This is a genomic window from Streptomyces sp. NPDC050264 (assembly GCF_040655895.1).
Taxonomy (GTDB): domain Bacteria; phylum Actinomycetota; class Actinomycetes; order Streptomycetales; family Streptomycetaceae; genus Streptomyces.
Genome location: NZ_JBFAKV010000006.1, coordinates 1 through 16,875 on the forward strand (window position 1 = coordinate 1; position 16,875 = coordinate 16,875).

Genomic DNA, 16,875 nt, shown 5'->3' on the forward strand with positions numbered 1-16,875 from the left:
CCCTCGCAGCCCTCATCATCTGGCTCCGCACATGATCCGAGAAACAGTGCTTAGGTGTATTGACCCGCAGCGTTGTTCACGCGGCACGCACTCTCGCCGCACCGGGCGCAAAGCCGAGTACGCCCCGTACGAGACCCTGCACCCGGCCCGCCGAAAGCACGCACCGAACGCCGCCGGGCCGCCCTCCGGGCGACGAGGGTTGAGTTTGAAGACAGGCTCAGGACGCGGGCGCCCGTACCGCTCCCAGCGCGGCCGCGTCGATCAGATGGCGCGCGGCCGCGTCGGTGCGGTCCGCGTCGCCCGTGACCAGGCGGTCCTGGCACAGACCGCGCAGTCCTGAGACCAGCAGGGTGGCGCGCTCGCGGGCCCGTTGATCGGTGGCGCCGAGGCGCACGAACGCGTCCGCGATCGGCCCGACCATGAACTCGACGGTGTCCGCGGCCAGCTTCCCGTACTGCTCCGGGTCCGTGGCGGCCAGGCTCAGCAGCTGGAGCAGCATCCGGATCGGGCCCGCCTGCTCGCCGACCGTGATCGCCCGCCACAAGGTGTGGGCCGACCCGCGCAACTCCCGCGCGTCGGTGACCCCGTCGAACAGGGCGTGGGCGTCGGGGCGGCTCGCGGCGAGGGCGCGGGCCAGCAGGTTCTCCCGGCTCTCGAAGTAGTACAGGAGCATCCGCTTCGTCGTGCCGATCTCCTCGGCGAGCGGCGTCAGCGACAGGCCGGCCAGCCCGTGGCGCTGGATGTACGCGACCACGTCGCCGAGCAGTTCGGCGCGCTTCTCGGTGTTCATCGGACGGGGCACCTTTTGAACGTACCGGACGGTACATGTATCGTCCATTTCCTGTTTCTGTGCCGATCGGTACAACAACAGGTCATTGTTCATGGTGAGAACGGAGACCGGCACGGTGGAGAGCGGTACGCGAGGGCGTGGAGCGGCAGTGCGGGCGCTGGCGGAGGCGGTCTGGTTCCCCGCGGTCCTGTTCCTGGGCATCCTGTTCTTCTTCGCGCCGGCCCTGCACGCGCCGCAACCGCACCACGTACGGGTCGCGGTCGCGGGGAACGCCGCGGCGGCCCGCACGGACGCCGAACTGCGTCGGCACCAGCCGGGCGGCTTCGACGTCGAGGCGGTGCCGGACACGAGCCGGGCGCGGCAGGCGGTGCTCGACCGGGACGCCTACGCGGGCTACGCCACCGAGGGAGGCCGCCCGGTTCTCTACGTGGCGAAGGCCAACGGCGCCTCGCTGGAGCAGCAGCTCGTCGCCGATTTCGGCCAACTGACCGGTGGGCACGGCGACTTGGTGGTGCGCGACGTCGCACCGACCACCGGCAAGGATCCGCTCGGCTCGACCGCGGTCTACTTCGCCACCGCCTGGAACATCCCCGCCTACATCCTCGCCACGACACTGCTGCGCGCCGTCCGCTTCGACCGCCGCCGCAAACTGATGGCCGTGGCGGTCGTCGCGGCGCTGTTCGGCGCCGCCGGGTACGGCATCGGCGTCGGCCTCGGATATCTGCAGGCGGACCCCGCGACGATGGCCGTCGCCTTCCTGCTGACCACCGCGGTGGCCACGACAGCATCCGGGCTCGCGGCCTTCACCCGCCAGTACCTGCCCGCGGTGGGCATGACGCTCTTCATCGTCATGTCGATCCCGACGAGCGGGGGAGCGGTCCCCGCGCCGCTCCTGCCCCCGTTCTACCAGGGCATCCACGCCGTCATGCCGCTCGCGAACGCCGTCGACGCCCTGCGCGGCATCCAGTACTTCGACGGCGCGGGCATCCTGGAGCCGATGCTCGTCCTCTGTGCCTGGATCGTCCTGGGTGCGGCCCTCCTCGGCCTCGACTTCTGGCGGCACCGGCGCGCGGCAGCCCGCGACGCGGTCGCCGAACCGCCGGTCGACGACCCGGCGCTGGAGACGCCGGTCCCGACCGCGCTCCCCGTCCACCCGCACCACTTCGGCGAGCCGGTCCCCGTGCTGGCCGGTGCCGTACGGAACTCCGCGCGGCAACCGGTGCGGGGCGCCGCGGTCATCGTTCTGGACGGCCGGGGACGGCAGTTGGTCAGCACGGTCACCGACGAGCACGGGAGCTACGCCGTCTCGGGGCTGCCCGAGGGACACCTGAGCATCGTCGCCTCCGCGCCCGGACTTCGGCCCGTCGCGCACCGCAGGTTGCTGCGGTCCGGCGAGCCGGCCGGCGTGGACTTCGCGCTGCTGCCTCAGGTACCGGCCGCCGAAGAGGGCGCCAGGACGCAGCGGGTGCCGCTGTAGATGGTCGGCATGCACTTGTTGCAGTGGATGCACAGGCACGGTGTGCCGGGGTCCTTCGCCATCCGGTCGATCAGATCGGGCTCGCGCAGCAGGGCCCGTGCCATCGCGACGAACTCGAAGCCCTCCGCCATGGCACGCTCCGCCGTCTCCCGCCGAGCCGGGTCAGCTGGAGAGTGAGCGCGGCCCTGGACTGGCGGGGCGCTGTCGAGCAGATACGCCTCCTGATACGGGCACGCGCGGAGACATCGGGTTGAGCTGCGAGCTGAGCCGGCGCCCTCCCCGGGGAGTGAACGCACCGGCGTCGAAGGGTGAGAACTCCGTTGGAAAAAAAGTCGTACGGCGATGTCGAGAACCCGTGATCCGCTCCGTCCCTGGTATGAACGCGACCACAATGGAACGCACCAGCCGGCGTCGAGGAGAAGCACGATGGCCAAGTATCTGCTGCTGAAGCACTACCGAGGGGCCCCGGCCTCGGTCAACGACGTGCCCATGGACCAGTGGACGCAGGAGGAGGTCTCGGCCCACGTGCAGTACATGAGGGACTTCGCGGCCCGGCTCGAAAAGAGCGGCGAGTTCGTCGACAGTCAGGCGCTCACCTCCGAGGGAACCTTCGTCCGGTACGACGGCGAGGGCCGCCCGCCGGTCACCGACGGTCCGTTCGCCGAGACCAAGGACCTCATCGCCGGCTGGATGGTGATCGACGTCGACAGCTACGAACGCGCCGTCGAGCTGGCCGGCGAACTGTCCGCCGCACCCGGCGCGGGCGGCAAGCCGATCCACGAGTGGCTCGAACTGCGCCCGTTCATGGGGGCCTCGCACACCATCACGGACTGACCCCCGTGCTGGACGATGCCCTGCTCCGGAGCCTCACCCCGAGTGTGCTCGCCGTCCTCGTCCGCCGCGGAGCCGACTTCGCGGCGGCCGAGGACGCCGTGCAGGACGCGCTGGTCGAGGCGGTCCGCGGCTGGCCGGCCGACCCGCCGCGGGACCCGAAGGGCTGGCTGATCGCGGTGGCCTGGCGCCGGTTCCTCGACGCGACCCGGGCGGACGCGTCCCGCCGCCGGCGCGAGGACCGCGTCGACGACGAACCCGCACCCGGCCTCGCGCCCGCCGCCGACGACACCCTCCAGCTCTACTTCCTGTGCGCGCATCCGTCGCTGACACCGTCGTCCGCGGTCGCGCTCACGCTGCGCGCGGTCGGCGGTCTCACCACCCGGCAGATCGCCCGCGCCTACCTGGTGCCCGAGGCGACCATGGCGCAGCGCATCAGCCGGGCCAAGCGCACCGTGTCCGATGTGCGGTTCGACAGGCCCGGCGACGTCGCCACCGTGCTGCGCGTCCTCTACCTCGTCTTCAACGAGGGCTACTCCGGCGACGTCGACCTCGCCGCCGAGGCCATCCGGCTGACCCGTCAGCTCGCCGCCGCGATCGACCACCCGGAGGTGTCGGGGCTGCTCGCCCTCATGCTGCTCCACCACGCGCGGCGCGCCGCCCGGACCGCGCCCGACGGCCGCCTGGTGCCGCTCGCCGAGCAGGACCGCGGCCGGTGGGACACCGCGTCGATCGCCGAGGGCGTCGGGATTTTGCAGGCGGCCCTCGCCCGCGACCGCCTCGGCGAGTTCCAGGCCCAGGCTGCCATCGCGGCACTCCACGCCGACGCGCCCGCCGCCGAGGAGACGGACTGGGTGCAGATCGTCGAGTGGTACGACGAGCTCGCGCGGCTGACCGACAGCCCGGTCGTCCGGCTCAACCGCGTGGTCGCCGTCGGCGAGGCCGACGGGCCGCGCGCCGGCCTGGCGGCGCTCGCGACTGTGGACAACGCTCTGCCGCGCCACACCGCGGTGGCGGCGTACCTCCACGAGCGCGACGGCGACCTGGAGAGGGCGGCCCGGCTCTACGCCGATGCGGCCCACAAGGCGACGAACCTGGCCGAGCGAGACCACCTGACGCGCCAGGCCGCCCGGCTCAACACCCGGGGCTAGGGTCAATGCCGTTGCGTTACGGGCGATCTTGCCCTTCGTCGCCCCAGGCTCATGAACCGCCGTGACACGGTGGACTCCTGCGTTTTTGAGAATGTCACCAGGATGCGCGCCGCGCCTGCGCTCGGGGGTGCACGCACCAAGATCGCGGCTAAGGCAACGGCATTGGGGCTAGGGTCTGTCTTCGAACTCCCCTCTGCCCGGCGACGCCCGGCACGCACTCTCGCCGCACCGGGCGCAACGCCGAGAACGCCCCGTACGAGGCCCTGCATCCGGCCCGCCGAGAGCGCACGCACCGAACGCCGCCGGGCCGCCCTCCGGGAGACGAGGGGAGTGTGAAGACACCCCCTGGGGCGAGGAGGCCGAAGGCGGGCGCTTCGTGTCAGTCGGCCGACACCGCGCGCAGCACGCACGCACGGAGCAGGGTGCGGCGCTCTTCATGCACGGCCGGGGGCTCGTCGGCGGTCGCCGCGTAGACGTTGCTCACCGGTGACCAGGCCATGGACATGGCGATGACCATGGCCATCAGGTCGAACGGGTCACCCGGGCGGACCCGGCCTGCGGCCTGGGCCTCGCCGATGGCCCGCAGTTTGCGGTCGTCGAGCCGTTCGTGTTCCGCCACCAGGTGTCCGGCCGGGCGGCGCTCCAGGCGCGCCCAGGTGGCGAGCCGGATGAGGTCCGGGCGGCGCAGGTACTCGTCGTAGAGGCGCACGGCCCAGTCCGCCAGGTCGTCGGCGTCGATCGGGACGACGTTCGTGATCCGCTCCAGCGAGGCGAAGAAGATGGCGTCGAAGAGGCCCTCCTTGTTGCCGAAGTAGGCGTAGAGCTGCGCCTTGTTGGTGCGGGCCGCGGCCACGACGCGCTCGATGCGCGCACCGGCGATCCCATGCTGGGCGAACTCGTGCGTCGCCATGTCGATGATGCGCTGGTAGGTCGCCGCGCCACGGGACGTCAGGGGCTGATCGGGCATGACGGCAACCTACCAAACAGAACAGTTGGTTTGCCTCGACGGCTGTGTGTGCCTATCTTGGACCCTCGCAACAGACAGAACAGTCTGTTTGCGCTCTGAGTGGGGAGACGTGCTGTGCGGACAACAACTGGCTGGCAGGCGGAGGGCGCGGGTACCGCGCTGCGCCGGACATCGCTGCACCGGCGTGACCTGCGCCCCGACGATCTCGCGATCCGTGTGGACTACTGCGGGGTCTGCCACAGCGACCTGCACGCCCTCGGGAGCCACGACAGCGCGCGGAACGGCCCGCTGGTACCCGGCCACGAGTTCACCGGAGTCGTGACCGGGACCGGGCCCGCCGTCACCCGCTTCGCCGCAGGCGACCCCGTGGCGGTCGGCAACATCGTCGACGCGTGCGGCGCGTGCCCCATGTGCCGGGCCGGACAGGAGAACTTCTGCCACACCTTCCCCACTCTGACCTACGCGGGAGTCGACCGGCACGACGGATCGACGACCCTGGGCGCCTTCTCGCGCGAATACGTCGTCCGTGACCGGTTCGCCCACCCGCTTCCCCCGGGCCTCGACCCGGCGGCCGCCGCACCTCTGCTCTGTGCGGGGATCACGGTCTGGGAGCCCTTGCGCAGCCTCGGCGTGGGGCCGGGCAGCCGGGTTGCCGTGGCGGGTCTTGGCGGCCTGGGGCATCTCGCCGTCAAGTTCGCCGTGGCGCTCGGCGCCGACACGACGGTCATCAGCCGCTCACCCGGCAAGGCCGACGACGCGCGACGCCTCGGCGCCCACCACCTCATCGTCTCCTCGGACCCGGCGGAGATGGCCGCAGCCCGCGACCGGTTCGACGTGGTCGTCGACACCATCTCGGCCTCCCACGACCTGGGCCCGTATCTGCGCCTGGTCGCCATGGACGGCACGCTCAGCCACCTGGGACACCTCGGACCCGTGAGCGTGGAGACCATGGACCTGCTCGTGGGACGCAAGAAGCTCAGCTCCGCCGGCAGCGGGGGCCTCCCCGCGACCGCCGCCATGCTGGACTTCTGTGCCGAGTACGGCATCACCGCGGAGATCGAACTGCTCCCGTCGGCGCGGGTGAACGAGGCCTTCGACCGGCTCCGCCGCAACGACGTCCGCTACCGCTTCGTCCTCGACATGTCCGACCTGGACCGCGCGGAGCCGTAGAGGCGCGCCACGCGGCCGGGTCTACTCCTGCCGCACCGGCAGGAGGCCGCGCTCGCCGAACACCTTCTTGGCCACGAAGGTGGCGTTCAGGGCCCTGGGGAAACCGCAGTAGCCGGCCGAGTGTAGGAGGGCCTCCACGATCTCCTCGGGAGTGAGGCCGACGTTGAGGGAGGTGTTGATGTGCACCTCCAGCTGGGGTTCGCACCCGCCGAGGGCGGTCAGTATCCCGAGGGTGACCAACTGCCGGTCGCGCGGCGGCAGAGCGGGGCGGCTGTAGATGTCCCCGAAACCCCACGCGACGATCTGGTGGGCGAGTTCGGGGCTGACGTCGGCGAGGGCGTCGACGACGCGCGGACCGCCCTCGCCGTCGACGCGGGTCATCATCTCCATGCCACGGGCGAAGCGGTCCTGGCGGCTCTCGGCGCCGGGCTCAGCACTCATGAGGGGTCCGTTTCCGGCCTCCCGCCGAGCCCGGCGAGCAGCCGTTCGTAGTAGTGGATCCGCGAAATGGATCTTCGCAGTGGATCTTCTCCTCCGGCGCGCGGGCACCACGGCGCACACCCACGCCCCTACCACTTTACGAAGCCATGTCACGCCCGGCAGGGGGACGGCGCACTCACGGCCGCTCCCTGCCGCGGCGGCGCGCTGCCGGGAGCGGTACCGGAACGGCGCCGGGGACGACGGTGTTGGTGAGGCTGCCGATGCCCTCGACGGTGAGAGTGACGGTGTCGCCGGGCCGCAGCGGGGGCGGGGTCCGCTCGCCGCGCAGACCCCAGAGTTCGGCCAGGCAGCCGCCGTTGCCGCAGGTGCCCGAGCCGAGGATGTCGCCGGGGACGACGCGGGTGCCGCGGGAGGCGTAGGCGGCCATCTCCTCGAAGGTCCAGCTCATGTGGGAGAGCAGATCCGTACCGATCACCTCGCCGTTGACCTCGGCGGTCAGGGCGAGGCGCAGGAAACCGTCAGGATCCCGGTACGGCTCCAGTTCGTCGGCGGTGACCAGCCAGGGGCCGAGGGTGGTGGCGGTGTCCTTGCCCTTGCACGGGCCGAGGCCCACCTTCATCTCGGCTGACTGCAGGTCGCGGGCGGACCAGTCGTTGAGGACGGTGTAGCCGACGATGTGGTCACGGGCCCGCTCGGGGGTGAGGTCGTGCCCCTCGCGGCCGATGACGGCGGCCACTTCGAGTTCGTAGTCCAGGGCGGCGGACCCGGGCGGCACGGGGATGTCGTCGTCCGGGCCGAACACGGCATGCGGGTTGGTGAAGTAGAACGTCGGCGCCGCGTACCACTGCGCGGGTACACCGCTCGCACCGTCCACGGAGCGGCGTACGCCCTCGACGTGTTCCTCGAAGGTGACGAAGTCCCGGATGGAGGCGGGACGCAGGGGCGGCAGCAGCCGCACGTCGCGGACGCGGGGCCCGGGCGGCGAGTCGAGCGCGGCGGTGCCTGTCCGCAGCAGCGCCTCCAACCCGCCTGCTCCATCGATGAGTTCGGTCAGCGAGCGCACTCCCGGCACGGGGTACAAGGTGCCGTCCTTCACGACGGCGACGTACGTCCGGCCCTGGTGCACGTAGGTGGCGAGGCGCATGAGGGTTCTCCTGGCGCGCGGAGCAAGGGGGGCTGGGGGATCAGACGGGCGGGGCTGTGAACACGCCGCGGTCGGGGTCGTTGAAGGACTCCTTGGCGATGAGTTCGTTCATCGGGTTGGCGGTGCCCCACTGGTCGGTCACCTCGGGCCGCGAGAAGTCGTAGACGTGCGGGTGCCAGGTGTCCTCGTCGAGGAGTTCCAGTTCGGTGGTGTACTCGACGGTGTTGCCGTGCGGGTCGAGGAAGTACGTGAAGGTGTTGTCCCCGGCCATGTGCCGGCCCGGCCCCCACACCTTCCGGAACCCGGCCCGCATGACCCGGCCCGACCCGCGCATGTACTCGTCGATGCCGCGCATCTCGAAGGAGACGTGGTGCAGCGAGGTGTGCGGTCCCTGGGCGATGGCCATGGAGTGGTGCTGGTTGCTGATCCGCATGAAGTGCATGACGTCGCCCATGTGCGGCGAACTCAGCGTGTCGGAGAGGGCGAAGCCGAGGTGGCGCTCGTACCACTGCCGGGTCCGGTCCAGGTCGGGCGAGTTGAGGACGACGTGGGAGAGCTTGACCGGGATGGCCTCCTTCTCCTCGATCTTGCGATGCTGCCGGACGCCGACATCGGCGGACACCTCGATGGTGCGCCCGTCGACGTCGAAGAAGCGGAACCCGTAGCCGCCGCCGGGGGTGTCGAGCTTCCCGGGCCTGCTGATCAACTGCACGTCACCGGCGAGGAGTTGCTCGGCGAGGGTGTCGACGTCGGCCGGGTTCGCGGCCCCGTAGGAGACGAGGTCGAGGCGCTTCTCCCCGGCCTCGCGGAGCCGGACCACGTACTGCTCGGGAGAGCCCTCCGCGGCGAGGAAGGAGATGCCGGAGTCCGCGGCGACCTCGGTGAGGCCCCAGACGCCGGAGTAGAAGTCGAGTTGCCCGGCGAAGTCGGGCACGGCGAGGTCGACGTGGCGCAGATGGGTGAGCAGGCGGGGGCTCATGGGTCAGTCCTTCCGGAGGAGGGCGGCGGCGTTGCCGCCGCGTACGGCGTGGAAGTCGTTGGCGGTCAGACCGGCGGCGCGCAGCGCGCCGACGGGGTCCTCGGCGCCCATGTCGAACGGGAAGTCGGAGCCGAGCAGGACCCGGTCGGCACCGACGGCACGGACCAACTCCCGCAGTACGTACGGGTCATGGACGAGCGAGTCGAAGTACAGCCGCCGCAGATAGCTGCTGGGCGGGTGCGCGCAGCCGGCCCCGGCGTCCGGGCGGGTGCGCCACGCGTGGTCGGAGCGGCCGATGTGCGTGGGCAGGTAGCCGCCGCCGTGCGCGGCGATCAGCCGCAGGCCGGGGTGGCGGTCGAGCACGCCGGAGAAGATCAGGTGCGACAGCGCGACCGCGTTCTCGGTGGGCTGGCCGACGGAGTTGGACAGATACCAGCGGTCGAGGCGCTCGTCGAGCGTGCAGCCGAAGGGGTGCAGGAAGAGGAGCGCGCCCGTCTCCTCGGCGCGGGTCCAGAACGGCTCGTAGGCCGGATCGGACAGTTCCCGGCCGGGGGCGTGGCTGGAGATCTCCACTCCCGAGAGCCCCTGCCGCAGCGCGTGGTCGAGTGCGCGCACCAGGTGCCCGGGATGCTGCAACGGTACGAGTCCGAGACCGCGCAGTCGGTCGGGTGCGGCCGAACAGTGCGCCGCGGTGGCCTCGTCGGCCAGGATCCAGACCTTCTCGGCCGTCTCCTCGTCCGCCCAGTAGTGATAGTGCGAGGGGGAGGGGCTGACCAGTTGTACGTCCACGCCCCGGTCGTCCATCGCGGCGAGGCGTACGGAGACATCGGTCATCGCGGGGATGCGCTCGCGCACCATCGGGCCGTTGACCGCGAGGGCGGCGGGGCCGTTGCGCCGGGCGTCGAGGGCGTGGGCGTCGGCGCGCCCCGGCAGGCCGTCCACCAGGGCTTCGACCTCGGGCAGCAGGATGTGGGCGTGCACATCGACCGTGGGGGCGGCGGAGGCGCCGGGGGCGGTCACGGCACCTCCCTGAGCAGGGTCATCGTGCGGCCCATCAGGGCGGGTACATCGGCGTCCCGGACGCCGTCGAGCTGCCACCGCCCGATCTGGACGGATGCCTCCACGACGGGGCGCACCCGGGCGATCCGCCGCTCGTAGTACGCCTGGAACAGCGCGTCGTCCCAGCTGTCCGTGGCGGTCAGCAGCTGGGCGAGGACCCAGGCGTCCTCCAGGGAGAGGGCGGCGCCCTGGGCGAGGGTGGGCGGGCAGCAGTGCGCGGCGTCGCCGACGAGGACGACCCGGCCGCGGTGCCAGGACCCTTCGACCAACAGCCGGTCGAACCAGGTGTAGTTGACCTGCGCGGGATCGGTGATGTGCCGGGTGATCTCCGGCCAGTAGCCGCCGTAGTGCCGGGCCAGGGAACGCATTTCGTCGGCGTACGAGGCGGCCGGGACGGCGGCGCGGTCGCGGTTCGCCTCGACGACGTACGCGTACAGGCTCGCGTCGCCGGTGGGACAGTAACCGGCGATGTAGGCCGGGCCGCCGTAGGCCAGGTCGGTCCGGGTCACACCGGCCGGGCGCGGCGCCGCCACCCGCCAGATGGCCATACCGGTCGGCTCGGGCTTGTCCGTGATGCCGATCGCCGCGCGGGTGGCGGAGCCCAGGCCGTCGGCGGCGATCACCAGGTCGTAGCGGCCCCGGCTGCCGTCGCTGAACCGCACGGTGACCCCGGCCCCGTCGGCGGACTGGTCGAGGGAGTCGGCCCGGGTGCCCAGACGTACGGTGGCGCCACTGGCGCGGACCGCGTCGATCAGGGCGCCCTGCAACTGCGGACGCCGCATGCCGACGGTCGCGGGCAGGTCGTCGCCGCCCGTGCGCAGGTCCTCGGCGACGTGCAGGACGGTGCCGTCGGGGGCGGTGATGCCGACCGAGTCGAAGCCGAACCCGGACCGCTCCACCTGTTCCCACACGCCCAGTTCGCGCAGGACACGCAGTGCGTTGCCCTGGAGGGTGATGCCGGATCCCGCGGTGGCGTTCCAGTCGTCCTTCGCCTCGATCAGCTCCACCGCGAGGCCGGCGCGGCGCAGCAGGATCGTGGCGGCGCTGCCGGCCGCGCCGCCGCCGACGACGAGGACCGAGCGGGGTGTACTCATGAAGGAACTCCCTTGTTCCGCAGGGTGGTTGGGGGTCGCCTGGTCAATGATCGTGGCCTACTTGACGGCGAGCGGGTTGACGGGCGAACCGACGGCGCCGGTGATCGGCAGCGGCGCGGCGGTGAGCCAGAACTCGTACACGCCGTCGGCCGCGCAGTCGGCGGCGAGCGCGTCCGGGTCCCACATCTCGCCGATGAGCAGCCCCATGTTGGGGATGGCGACCTGGTGCAGGGGCTGGAAGGCGTGCTCGAACTCGTTCGGCCGGACCTCGAAACCCCAGGTGTCGGTGGCGATCGCGGCGATCTCCGTGCGGTGCAGCCAGCCGGCCGAGGTGAACGACAGGCCGGGCGCCGGCCCTCCCGCGTACTCGCCCCAGCCCTCGCGCCGGGCCCGGGTGAGCTGCCCGGTACGGACGAGCACGAGGTCACCGCGCCCGACCCGTACGTCCTGCGCCGCTGCGGTGGCGGTCAGGTGCTCCTCGGTGACGGCGAAGCCGTCGGGCAACTCGCCGTCCTCACCGACGACGCGGCCCACGTCGAGCAGGACTCCGCGGCCCGCGACGTGCGGGGCCATGTGCTCGATGCCGGTGACGAGGTCGCCGTCGGACGTGACCACCCGCTCGGCCGGCCTGCCGTTCCACGCCTTGCCATGGTCGAAGATGTGCCCGAGCCCGTCCCACTGCGTGGAGCACTGCAACGGCATGGCGATCACGTCGTCGGCGCCGCCCAGCCCGTGCGGGAACCCCTGGTTGTCCAGGGCGGCGTCCGTGCCGGTGTCCAGCATCGTGTGCACCGGGTTGGTCCGGCGCCGCCAGCCCTTCTGCGGGCCGTCCATGTCGAACCGCTGGGAGAGGGAGAAGCTGACGCCCCGCCGCACCAGGGCGGCGCCCTCGCGGCGCTTGGCGTCGTCGAGGAAATTGAGGGTGCCCAGGACATCGTCCGTGCCCCAACGCCCCCAATTCGTATACGCCTTGGCGGCGCGCGCGATCGATCCCTCCGGGTCGTGGCGGTCGAGCCTCACGTCGCGGCCTCCGCGACACAGCGGGTGCGCTGTACGCCGAGCCCGGTGATCGCCCCCTCCATCACGTCGCCGTCGCGCAGCAGCCGCCCCCAGTGCATGCCGTTGCCGGCCGGAGAGCCGGTCAACACCAGGTCGCCGGGAAGGAGTTGGGCGCTCTGCGACGCGTACGCCACCATGCGTGCCACGTTGAAGATCATGTCCTTGGTGGACTCGTCCTGCATGGTCTCGCCGTTCAGCGTCAGCGTCAGGCGCAGCTTGCCGGGGTCGGCGACCGACTCGGCGGGCACGATCCACGGGCCGAGCGGCGTGAAGCCGGGCGCGTTCTTGCTGCGCAGCCAGTCGGTGCCGATCCGCGGCATGTCCCGGCGGAAGACGGTGGCCCGGTCGGTGAGGTCGTTGGCGATGGTGTACCCGGCGACGTACTCCAGCGCCTCCGCCACGGAGACGCGGTGCGCGGGCCGGCCGATCACGGCGGCCAACTCCAGCTCCCAGTCCGGCTTTTCCGCCCAGGCGGGCAGGGTGACCTCGTCGTAGGGGCCGGTGATCGCGCTCGGCAGGCCGATGAACACGTACGGCAGATCCTCGGCGGCCCGCCGGTCCATGAGCTCCGCGGCCTCCGCGCGCCGCTCCTCCTCGGGCCGGTCGTCGGCCGGGTCCCGGTGGGCCACGTGCAGGTCGACGACGTGCTGCCGGTAGTTGGCGCCGGACTGGAACACCTGGCGCGGCTCGACCGGCGCGTGCACCCGGAACTCCGCCAACGGCCTGAGTTCGACGGAGTCGTTGCCCGCCAGGCCCCGCAGCCTCGGCAGAACCGTAGGCCACTCCTCAAGCAGCCGACGGGTCGTCAACCGCGGTGCTTCCAGGGCGACTCGAAGGTCAAGTACGCGACTGTCGGGGGTCACGAGCGCGGGAAAGACGGGCCCGTCCGGCGCCGACAGGGACGCGAGGGCGAAGGGGCCCGCGAAGAGTGCGGGAGCGGGAGCGGGTTTCACGGACATGTCCTCCTGATGGCGTTGGGTCTAATCTGGACCCGCCACCAGTGATCAGGGAAATCGATTGTGTGGATGACCGCCATCCGTCCCATGGATGCCGCCTGATCGGCACCGGTCCCGCGCCGGTCGGATGTGGATCGCGCGTCGAACAGCAAGGGAAAACCCGTGAATCTGGCCCGCCTGGACCTCAACCTCGTCGTCGCGCTGCGCGCCCTGCTGGAGGAGCGCAACGTCACGCGCGCCGGGCAGCGCGTGGGGCTGAGCCAGCCCGCCATGAGCGCTGCCCTGGCCCGCCTGCGCCGGCACTTCGACGACGACCTGCTCGCCCGCGTCGGCGGCCACTACGAACTGACCGCCCTCGGCCGGGTGCTGCTCGACCGCACGACCAACGCGTACGACCTGCTGGAGCGCCTGTTCGCCAGCCAGGCCGACTTCGATCCGGCCGTGGAGAACCGCGAGTTCACGCTCGTGGCCTCCGACTACGCGGTGTCCGTGTTCGGCGCCGAACTCGCCCGCGTCGTGCACGAGGAGGCCCCCGGCATCCGGCTGCGCTTCGCCCAGACCCCGCCCACCGTGGTCGACGACACGGCGACCCTGCTCGGCGCCGTCGACGGGCTGCTCATGCCGCACGGCGTCATCAGCGACTTCCCCGCCACCGACCTGTACGACGACCGCTGGGTCTTCCTGGTCGCACAGGACCACCCGGGCGTCGCGGACCGGCTCACCCGGCAGGACATCGCGCGCCTGCCGTGGGTCACCTACCAGCGCACCTACGACGCGCCGGCCGTACGCCAGCTCGGCATGCTCGGCGTCGAGCCGCGCGTGGAGGTCTCCGTCGACAGCTTCCAGCTGCTGCCGCTGATGGTGGCCGGAACCCGGCGCATCGCCCTGATCCAGGCCCGCCTGGCCCGCCTCCTCGCACCCCTCGCCGCCGTGCGCGTCATGGAGCCGCCGTACGAGGCCGTTCCTCTGCGCGAGGCCATGTGGTGGCATCCGGTGCACACGCATGACGCGGCCCACATCTGGCTGCGGGAGACCGCCGCGCGCGTGGGCCGCGGCATGGCCGGGGGGAGCGCGGACCGGGCGAACGGCGTGGCGAACGCGTAGGCGTGGGCGGCCTGGGCAATCGTCGGGGCATGACGGCAACGCTCGGTGGTTTTGTCCTCGGCACTCCCGACCCGCCCGCGCTGGCCGACTTCTACCGGGCCCTGCTGGGCTGGGAGGAGGTCGAACGCACGCAGGAGTGGGTCCGCCTGCGCGCCCCGGAAAGGGAGCGGCCGGGTCTCAGTTTCCAGTGGGAGCCCGACCACACGCCCCCGGTCTGGCCCCAGGGCCCCGGCACCCAGCAGATGCAGGCGCACCTGGACCTCCAGGTCGTCGACCTGGAGGCGGAGACCGAGCGTGCCTGCGCCCTGGGCGCGACGCTGGAGGGACATCAGCCGCAGAAGGACGTACGCGTCCTCCGCGACCCGCACGGCCACCCGTTCTGCTTCTTCCTGCCGGGCGCCTGACGCCCTGGGCGTGTCTTCAAACTCCCCTCGTCGCCGGGCAGAGGGGAGTTTGAAGACAGGCCCAGGGCCTGCCCTGGTCGAGGCGGGCGGCCCGCAGGCCTGTGCTCAAGTGCGGTCGGCGCTCTGCCGCTCGCCGCTGCGGTGATGGTCGGCGCGGTGCGCCTCGTCCTGGGCGAGCAGGCCGAGCAGGGAGGCGACGGTGAGCCCGGCCTCGGCCTCGGCGGGGTGGCGCAGGGTCTTGCCGGGCGCGATCACGTAGGTGTTGCCGCGCCCCTCGCGCGTGTGGGAGAGGAAGCCGCTCTCCTCAAGGTCCGCGATGATCTTCTGGACAGCTCTCTCGGTGACCCTGCAGTACGCGGCGATGTCGCGGATCCGCGCGTTCTGGTCTTCGGCGATGGCGGCGAGCACCCGTGCGTGATTGGTGATGAACGTCCATCCAGCATGCGGTTCCGGCACTCCATCCATACCTGGATCGTAGGCCCTGGTGTTCGTGTCTTAGAACCCCTGAACTTCGTTTCAGGTATCACTTGACGTATGTCACGATAGCGCGGGAATCTGATATCGGACCACCAGGCAGCACCGAGGGAGACGGCCATGCCAGAGTCTGCACAGTGCGGGACCGGGTCGGCCGCCACCTGTGCCGAGCCGGCCTCCCTCGCCGGAACCCACCGGCTCTCCGGGCTGACGATCTTCAACCACCGGGACGGCGACCGGATGGTCGTCAGCGTGCGCGGGGATCTTCGTCTCCACGAGGATCAGCGGCTCGAAAGCGCCCTGCGTCCGCTTCTCCTCGCCTCGGACGGAAGTCTCGACCTGGACCTGAACAGGGTCGAGCCCTGTGGCTGTTCGGCCGTGAACATTCTGCTGAGCGTCGAGCCCCCCGCGGCCACGGACCCGCACTCCGGGCCGGCGGACGACTCGGACGCCGATCTGCGCCGCGAGGTCGTGCAGCTGCGGCGGGCGATGCAGAGCCGCGGCACCATCGACATGGCCCGGGGCGTTCTCGTCGCGGCCTTCGGCGTCAGCCCGCTGGAAGCCTGGGAGGCGTTGGTCGACGTGTCCCAGCGCACCAACATCAAGCTGCACCGGGTGGCGGGGCACCTGGTCGACTCGACCACGGGCGTGGCTCCGCTGCCCAAGGCCGTGCAGACCCAACTGTCCGCCGTGATGGCCCGTTTCGCCGACCGCGCGGGGCAGGACAGCCCGGTCGTCGACCCGGCCGACCGGGTAGTGGACCCGGTCGACGGACACGACTGGGACTGGGCCGACGCGGGCGTGCCCGCACCCGCGGACACCGTCGGCGCGATGCCCCTGACGTCTGCCGACAGGGGCGGCAAGGGCGAGTAGAGGCCGGCGGCCCGTCCGGACGGGACGGCGCGTCGCCTGTACGCTGCGGTCATGCAGTCGTCAGCCCCCTCAGATCCGTCGCGCCCGGGCCGTGTTGCGGAGTCCGGCCGACGAGGGCTCCTGACGGAACGGTTCGCGCGACAGCTCGAACACGACATCAGGTCCGGAGAGATCGCCGTCGGCTCGAAGCTCCCATCGGAGCGTGAACTCGCCGAGCAGTTCGGTGCGAGCCGCAACGTCGTACGGGAAGTGCTGCGCCGGCTCGAGGCCCAGCACCTCATCGAAGTCGAGCCGGGCCGCGGCTCCTTCGTACGGGAGCCGTCGTCGGGGCAGGCCCGCGGCTACGACGCCCTGTACCGGGCAGGTCGGCCGACGGTGCGTCAGCTCATCGAGGCGCGCATCCCGCTGGAGGTCGAGACGGTCCGGCTCGCCACCGAGCGGGCCACCCAGGAGGACATCGCGGTGCTGCGGTCCGCCCGGGACGCCATGGAGTCGGCGTCCGACGTGGTGGTCAAGGCGCGGGCGGACATGGAGTTCCACGACGCCATCGCGGTGGCGAGCAAGAACCCCGTGCTGCGCATCATGCTGTCGTCGATCAGCGGGATGATGTTCGAGATGATGCTGCGCTCGAACTCGGATCCGTCCATCGGTGAGCCGGGAGTGCCGCACCACCCGGAGATCTTCGAGGCCATCGAGGCGGGCGACGTGGAGCTCGCCTGCGCGCGGATGCTGGAGCATCTGCGACTCGGCCTGCGCACCTATGGGGCCGACCTCGATCTGCAGGTAGATGTCATGGCGCGCAATCACATCGAGACCCTGCTCGATCCCTCCAGGGAGCAGCCCGGCCGGGCCCGCTGACGCGCGGTCCCGTTCTCGGCCGCCGCGGAATCCTCCCGTCCAGG

The 16,875-nt window shown here is 71.5% G+C and carries 19 protein-coding genes; 8 read left to right on the forward strand and 11 right to left on the reverse strand.

The window, feature by feature from the left end; translation table 11 throughout:
• Positions 1–217: 217 nt before the first annotated feature.
• On the reverse strand, positions 218–790 hold the full coding sequence (locus tag AB0J02_RS11780) for a TetR family transcriptional regulator (RefSeq protein WP_363193450.1): 573 nt from the start codon (positions 788–790) through the stop codon (positions 218–220).
• Positions 791–881: 91 nt separating this feature from the next.
• On the opposite strand from AB0J02_RS11780, the gene AB0J02_RS11785 reads away from it, so the two are divergent.
• The gene (locus tag AB0J02_RS11785) at positions 882–2,267 is read left to right on the forward strand and encodes a carboxypeptidase regulatory-like domain-containing protein (protein WP_363193451.1); all 1,386 of its coding nucleotides are present in this window, start codon (positions 882–884) and stop codon (positions 2,265–2,267) included.
• Here AB0J02_RS11785 and AB0J02_RS11790 read toward each other — a convergent pair.
• Entirely contained in the window at positions 2,216–2,398 is a 183-nt protein-coding gene (locus AB0J02_RS11790) for a hypothetical protein (RefSeq protein ID WP_363193452.1), read from the reverse strand. The two genes, AB0J02_RS11785 and AB0J02_RS11790, sit on opposite strands and share 52 nt — an antisense overlap.
• A gap of 295 nt (positions 2,399–2,693) precedes the next feature.
• On the opposite strand from AB0J02_RS11790, the gene AB0J02_RS11795 reads away from it, so the two are divergent.
• Together AB0J02_RS11795 and AB0J02_RS11800 are read left to right on the forward strand one after the other, a co-directional pair.
• Complete coding sequence (locus AB0J02_RS11795) at positions 2,694–3,101, forward strand: YciI family protein (protein WP_363193453.1); 408 nt, start codon at positions 2,694–2,696, stop codon at positions 3,099–3,101.
• 8 nt (positions 3,102–3,109) lie between these two features.
• Positions 3,110–4,249 carry a DUF6596 domain-containing protein gene (locus AB0J02_RS11800; RefSeq protein WP_363193854.1) on the forward strand — a complete coding sequence of 380 codons (1,140 nt, stop codon included), beginning with the start codon at positions 3,110–3,112 and terminating at the stop codon, positions 4,247–4,249.
• Between the two features lie 379 nt (positions 4,250–4,628).
• On the opposite strand, the gene AB0J02_RS11805 is transcribed toward AB0J02_RS11800, so the two are convergent.
• A complete protein-coding gene (locus tag AB0J02_RS11805; protein ID WP_363193454.1) occupies positions 4,629–5,216 on the reverse strand; it encodes a TetR family transcriptional regulator in 588 nt (195 codons plus the stop codon).
• Positions 5,217–5,330: 114 nt separating this feature from the next.
• On the opposite strand from AB0J02_RS11805, the gene AB0J02_RS11810 reads away from it, so the two are divergent.
• Positions 5,331–6,386: an NAD(P)-dependent alcohol dehydrogenase gene (locus AB0J02_RS11810; protein ID WP_363193455.1), complete on the forward strand. Its 1,056-nt coding sequence runs from the start codon at positions 5,331–5,333 to the stop codon at positions 6,384–6,386.
• Between the two features lie 21 nt (positions 6,387–6,407).
• Here the strand turns inward: AB0J02_RS11810 and AB0J02_RS11815 are convergent, their stop codons facing one another.
• From AB0J02_RS11815 to AB0J02_RS11845, 7 genes are all read right to left on the reverse strand, one after another.
• Positions 6,408–6,827, reverse strand: a complete 420-nt coding sequence (locus AB0J02_RS11815) for a carboxymuconolactone decarboxylase family protein (protein WP_363193456.1) — start codon at positions 6,825–6,827, stop codon at positions 6,408–6,410.
• A 175-nt stretch (positions 6,828–7,002) separates the two neighbouring features.
• Entirely contained in the window at positions 7,003–7,971 is a 969-nt protein-coding gene (locus AB0J02_RS11820; protein WP_363193457.1) for a fumarylacetoacetate hydrolase family protein, read from the reverse strand.
• A gap of 40 nt (positions 7,972–8,011) precedes the next feature.
• Positions 8,012–8,950 (reverse strand): VOC family protein, encoded by a 939-nt coding sequence (locus AB0J02_RS11825; protein WP_363193458.1) that lies wholly within the window; start codon positions 8,948–8,950, stop codon positions 8,012–8,014.
• Between the two features lie 3 nt (positions 8,951–8,953).
• Positions 8,954–9,970, reverse strand: coding sequence for an amidohydrolase family protein (locus AB0J02_RS11830; RefSeq protein WP_363193459.1), 1,017 nt, complete (start codon positions 9,968–9,970; stop codon positions 8,954–8,956).
• The gene (locus tag AB0J02_RS11835; RefSeq protein WP_363193460.1) at positions 9,967–11,103 is read right to left on the reverse strand and encodes an FAD-dependent oxidoreductase; all 1,137 of its coding nucleotides are present in this window, start codon (positions 11,101–11,103) and stop codon (positions 9,967–9,969) included. The genes AB0J02_RS11830 and AB0J02_RS11835 overlap by 4 nt, the downstream gene beginning before the upstream one ends.
• Positions 11,104–11,160: 57 nt before the next feature.
• On the reverse strand, positions 11,161–12,123 hold the full coding sequence (locus AB0J02_RS11840; protein WP_363193461.1) for a cyclase family protein: 963 nt from the start codon (positions 12,121–12,123) through the stop codon (positions 11,161–11,163).
• On the reverse strand, positions 12,120–13,121 hold the full coding sequence (locus AB0J02_RS11845; protein WP_363193462.1) for a fumarylacetoacetate hydrolase family protein: 1,002 nt from the start codon (positions 13,119–13,121) through the stop codon (positions 12,120–12,122). Before AB0J02_RS11845 ends, AB0J02_RS11840 begins: the two co-directional genes overlap by 4 nt.
• 159 nt (positions 13,122–13,280) lie before the next feature.
• On the opposite strand from AB0J02_RS11845, the gene AB0J02_RS11850 reads away from it, so the two are divergent.
• Together AB0J02_RS11850 and AB0J02_RS11855 are read left to right on the forward strand one after the other, a co-directional pair.
• Entirely contained in the window at positions 13,281–14,222 is a 942-nt protein-coding gene (locus AB0J02_RS11850) for a LysR family transcriptional regulator (RefSeq protein WP_363193463.1), read from the forward strand.
• A gap of 29 nt (positions 14,223–14,251) precedes the next feature.
• Positions 14,252–14,626, forward strand: a complete 375-nt coding sequence (locus AB0J02_RS11855; RefSeq protein ID WP_363193464.1) for a VOC family protein — start codon at positions 14,252–14,254, stop codon at positions 14,624–14,626.
• A 105-nt stretch (positions 14,627–14,731) separates the two neighbouring features.
• Here the strand turns inward: AB0J02_RS11855 and AB0J02_RS11860 are convergent, their stop codons facing one another.
• Positions 14,732–15,091: a helix-turn-helix domain-containing protein gene (locus AB0J02_RS11860; protein ID WP_363193465.1), complete on the reverse strand. Its 360-nt coding sequence runs from the start codon at positions 15,089–15,091 to the stop codon at positions 14,732–14,734.
• Between the two features lie 129 nt (positions 15,092–15,220).
• Here AB0J02_RS11860 and AB0J02_RS11865 point away from each other — a divergent pair, with 129 nt between their 5' ends.
• Together AB0J02_RS11865 and AB0J02_RS11870 are read left to right on the forward strand one after the other, a co-directional pair.
• Positions 15,221–15,973, forward strand: coding sequence for an ANTAR domain-containing protein (locus tag AB0J02_RS11865; RefSeq protein WP_363193466.1), 753 nt, complete (start codon positions 15,221–15,223; stop codon positions 15,971–15,973).
• A gap of 51 nt (positions 15,974–16,024) precedes the next feature.
• On the forward strand, positions 16,025–16,831 hold the full coding sequence (locus AB0J02_RS11870; RefSeq protein ID WP_363193467.1) for a FadR/GntR family transcriptional regulator: 807 nt from the start codon (positions 16,025–16,027) through the stop codon (positions 16,829–16,831).
• The last annotated feature ends 44 nt before the right edge of the window (positions 16,832–16,875 follow it).

Coding starts and splice junctions, on each gene's coding strand:
- AB0J02_RS11870 (WP_363193467.1), top strand. CDS start 16,025: ATGCAGTCGTCAGCCCCCTCAGATCCGTCGCGCCCGGGCCGTGTTGCG.
- AB0J02_RS11805 (WP_363193454.1), bottom strand. CDS start 5,216: ATGCCCGATCAGCCCCTGACGTCCCGTGGCGCGGCGACCTACCAGCGC.
- AB0J02_RS11785 (WP_363193451.1), top strand. CDS start 882: ATGGTGAGAACGGAGACCGGCACGGTGGAGAGCGGTACGCGAGGGCGT.
- AB0J02_RS11780 (WP_363193450.1), bottom strand. CDS start 790: ATGAACACCGAGAAGCGCGCCGAACTGCTCGGCGACGTGGTCGCGTAC.
- AB0J02_RS11855 (WP_363193464.1), top strand. CDS start 14,252: ATGACGGCAACGCTCGGTGGTTTTGTCCTCGGCACTCCCGACCCGCCC.
- AB0J02_RS11865 (WP_363193466.1), top strand. CDS start 15,221: ATGCCAGAGTCTGCACAGTGCGGGACCGGGTCGGCCGCCACCTGTGCC.
- AB0J02_RS11790 (WP_363193452.1), bottom strand. CDS start 2,398: ATGGCGGAGGGCTTCGAGTTCGTCGCGATGGCACGGGCCCTGCTGCGC.
- AB0J02_RS11845 (WP_363193462.1), bottom strand. CDS start 13,121: ATGTCCGTGAAACCCGCTCCCGCTCCCGCACTCTTCGCGGGCCCCTTC.
- AB0J02_RS11815 (WP_363193456.1), bottom strand. CDS start 6,827: ATGAGTGCTGAGCCCGGCGCCGAGAGCCGCCAGGACCGCTTCGCCCGT.
- AB0J02_RS11835 (WP_363193460.1), bottom strand. CDS start 11,103: ATGAGTACACCCCGCTCGGTCCTCGTCGTCGGCGGCGGCGCGGCCGGC.
- AB0J02_RS11860 (WP_363193465.1), bottom strand. CDS start 15,091: ATGGATGGAGTGCCGGAACCGCATGCTGGATGGACGTTCATCACCAAT.
- AB0J02_RS11820 (WP_363193457.1), bottom strand. CDS start 7,971: ATGCGCCTCGCCACCTACGTGCACCAGGGCCGGACGTACGTCGCCGTC.
- AB0J02_RS11825 (WP_363193458.1), bottom strand. CDS start 8,950: ATGAGCCCCCGCCTGCTCACCCATCTGCGCCACGTCGACCTCGCCGTG.
- AB0J02_RS11795 (WP_363193453.1), top strand. CDS start 2,694: ATGGCCAAGTATCTGCTGCTGAAGCACTACCGAGGGGCCCCGGCCTCG.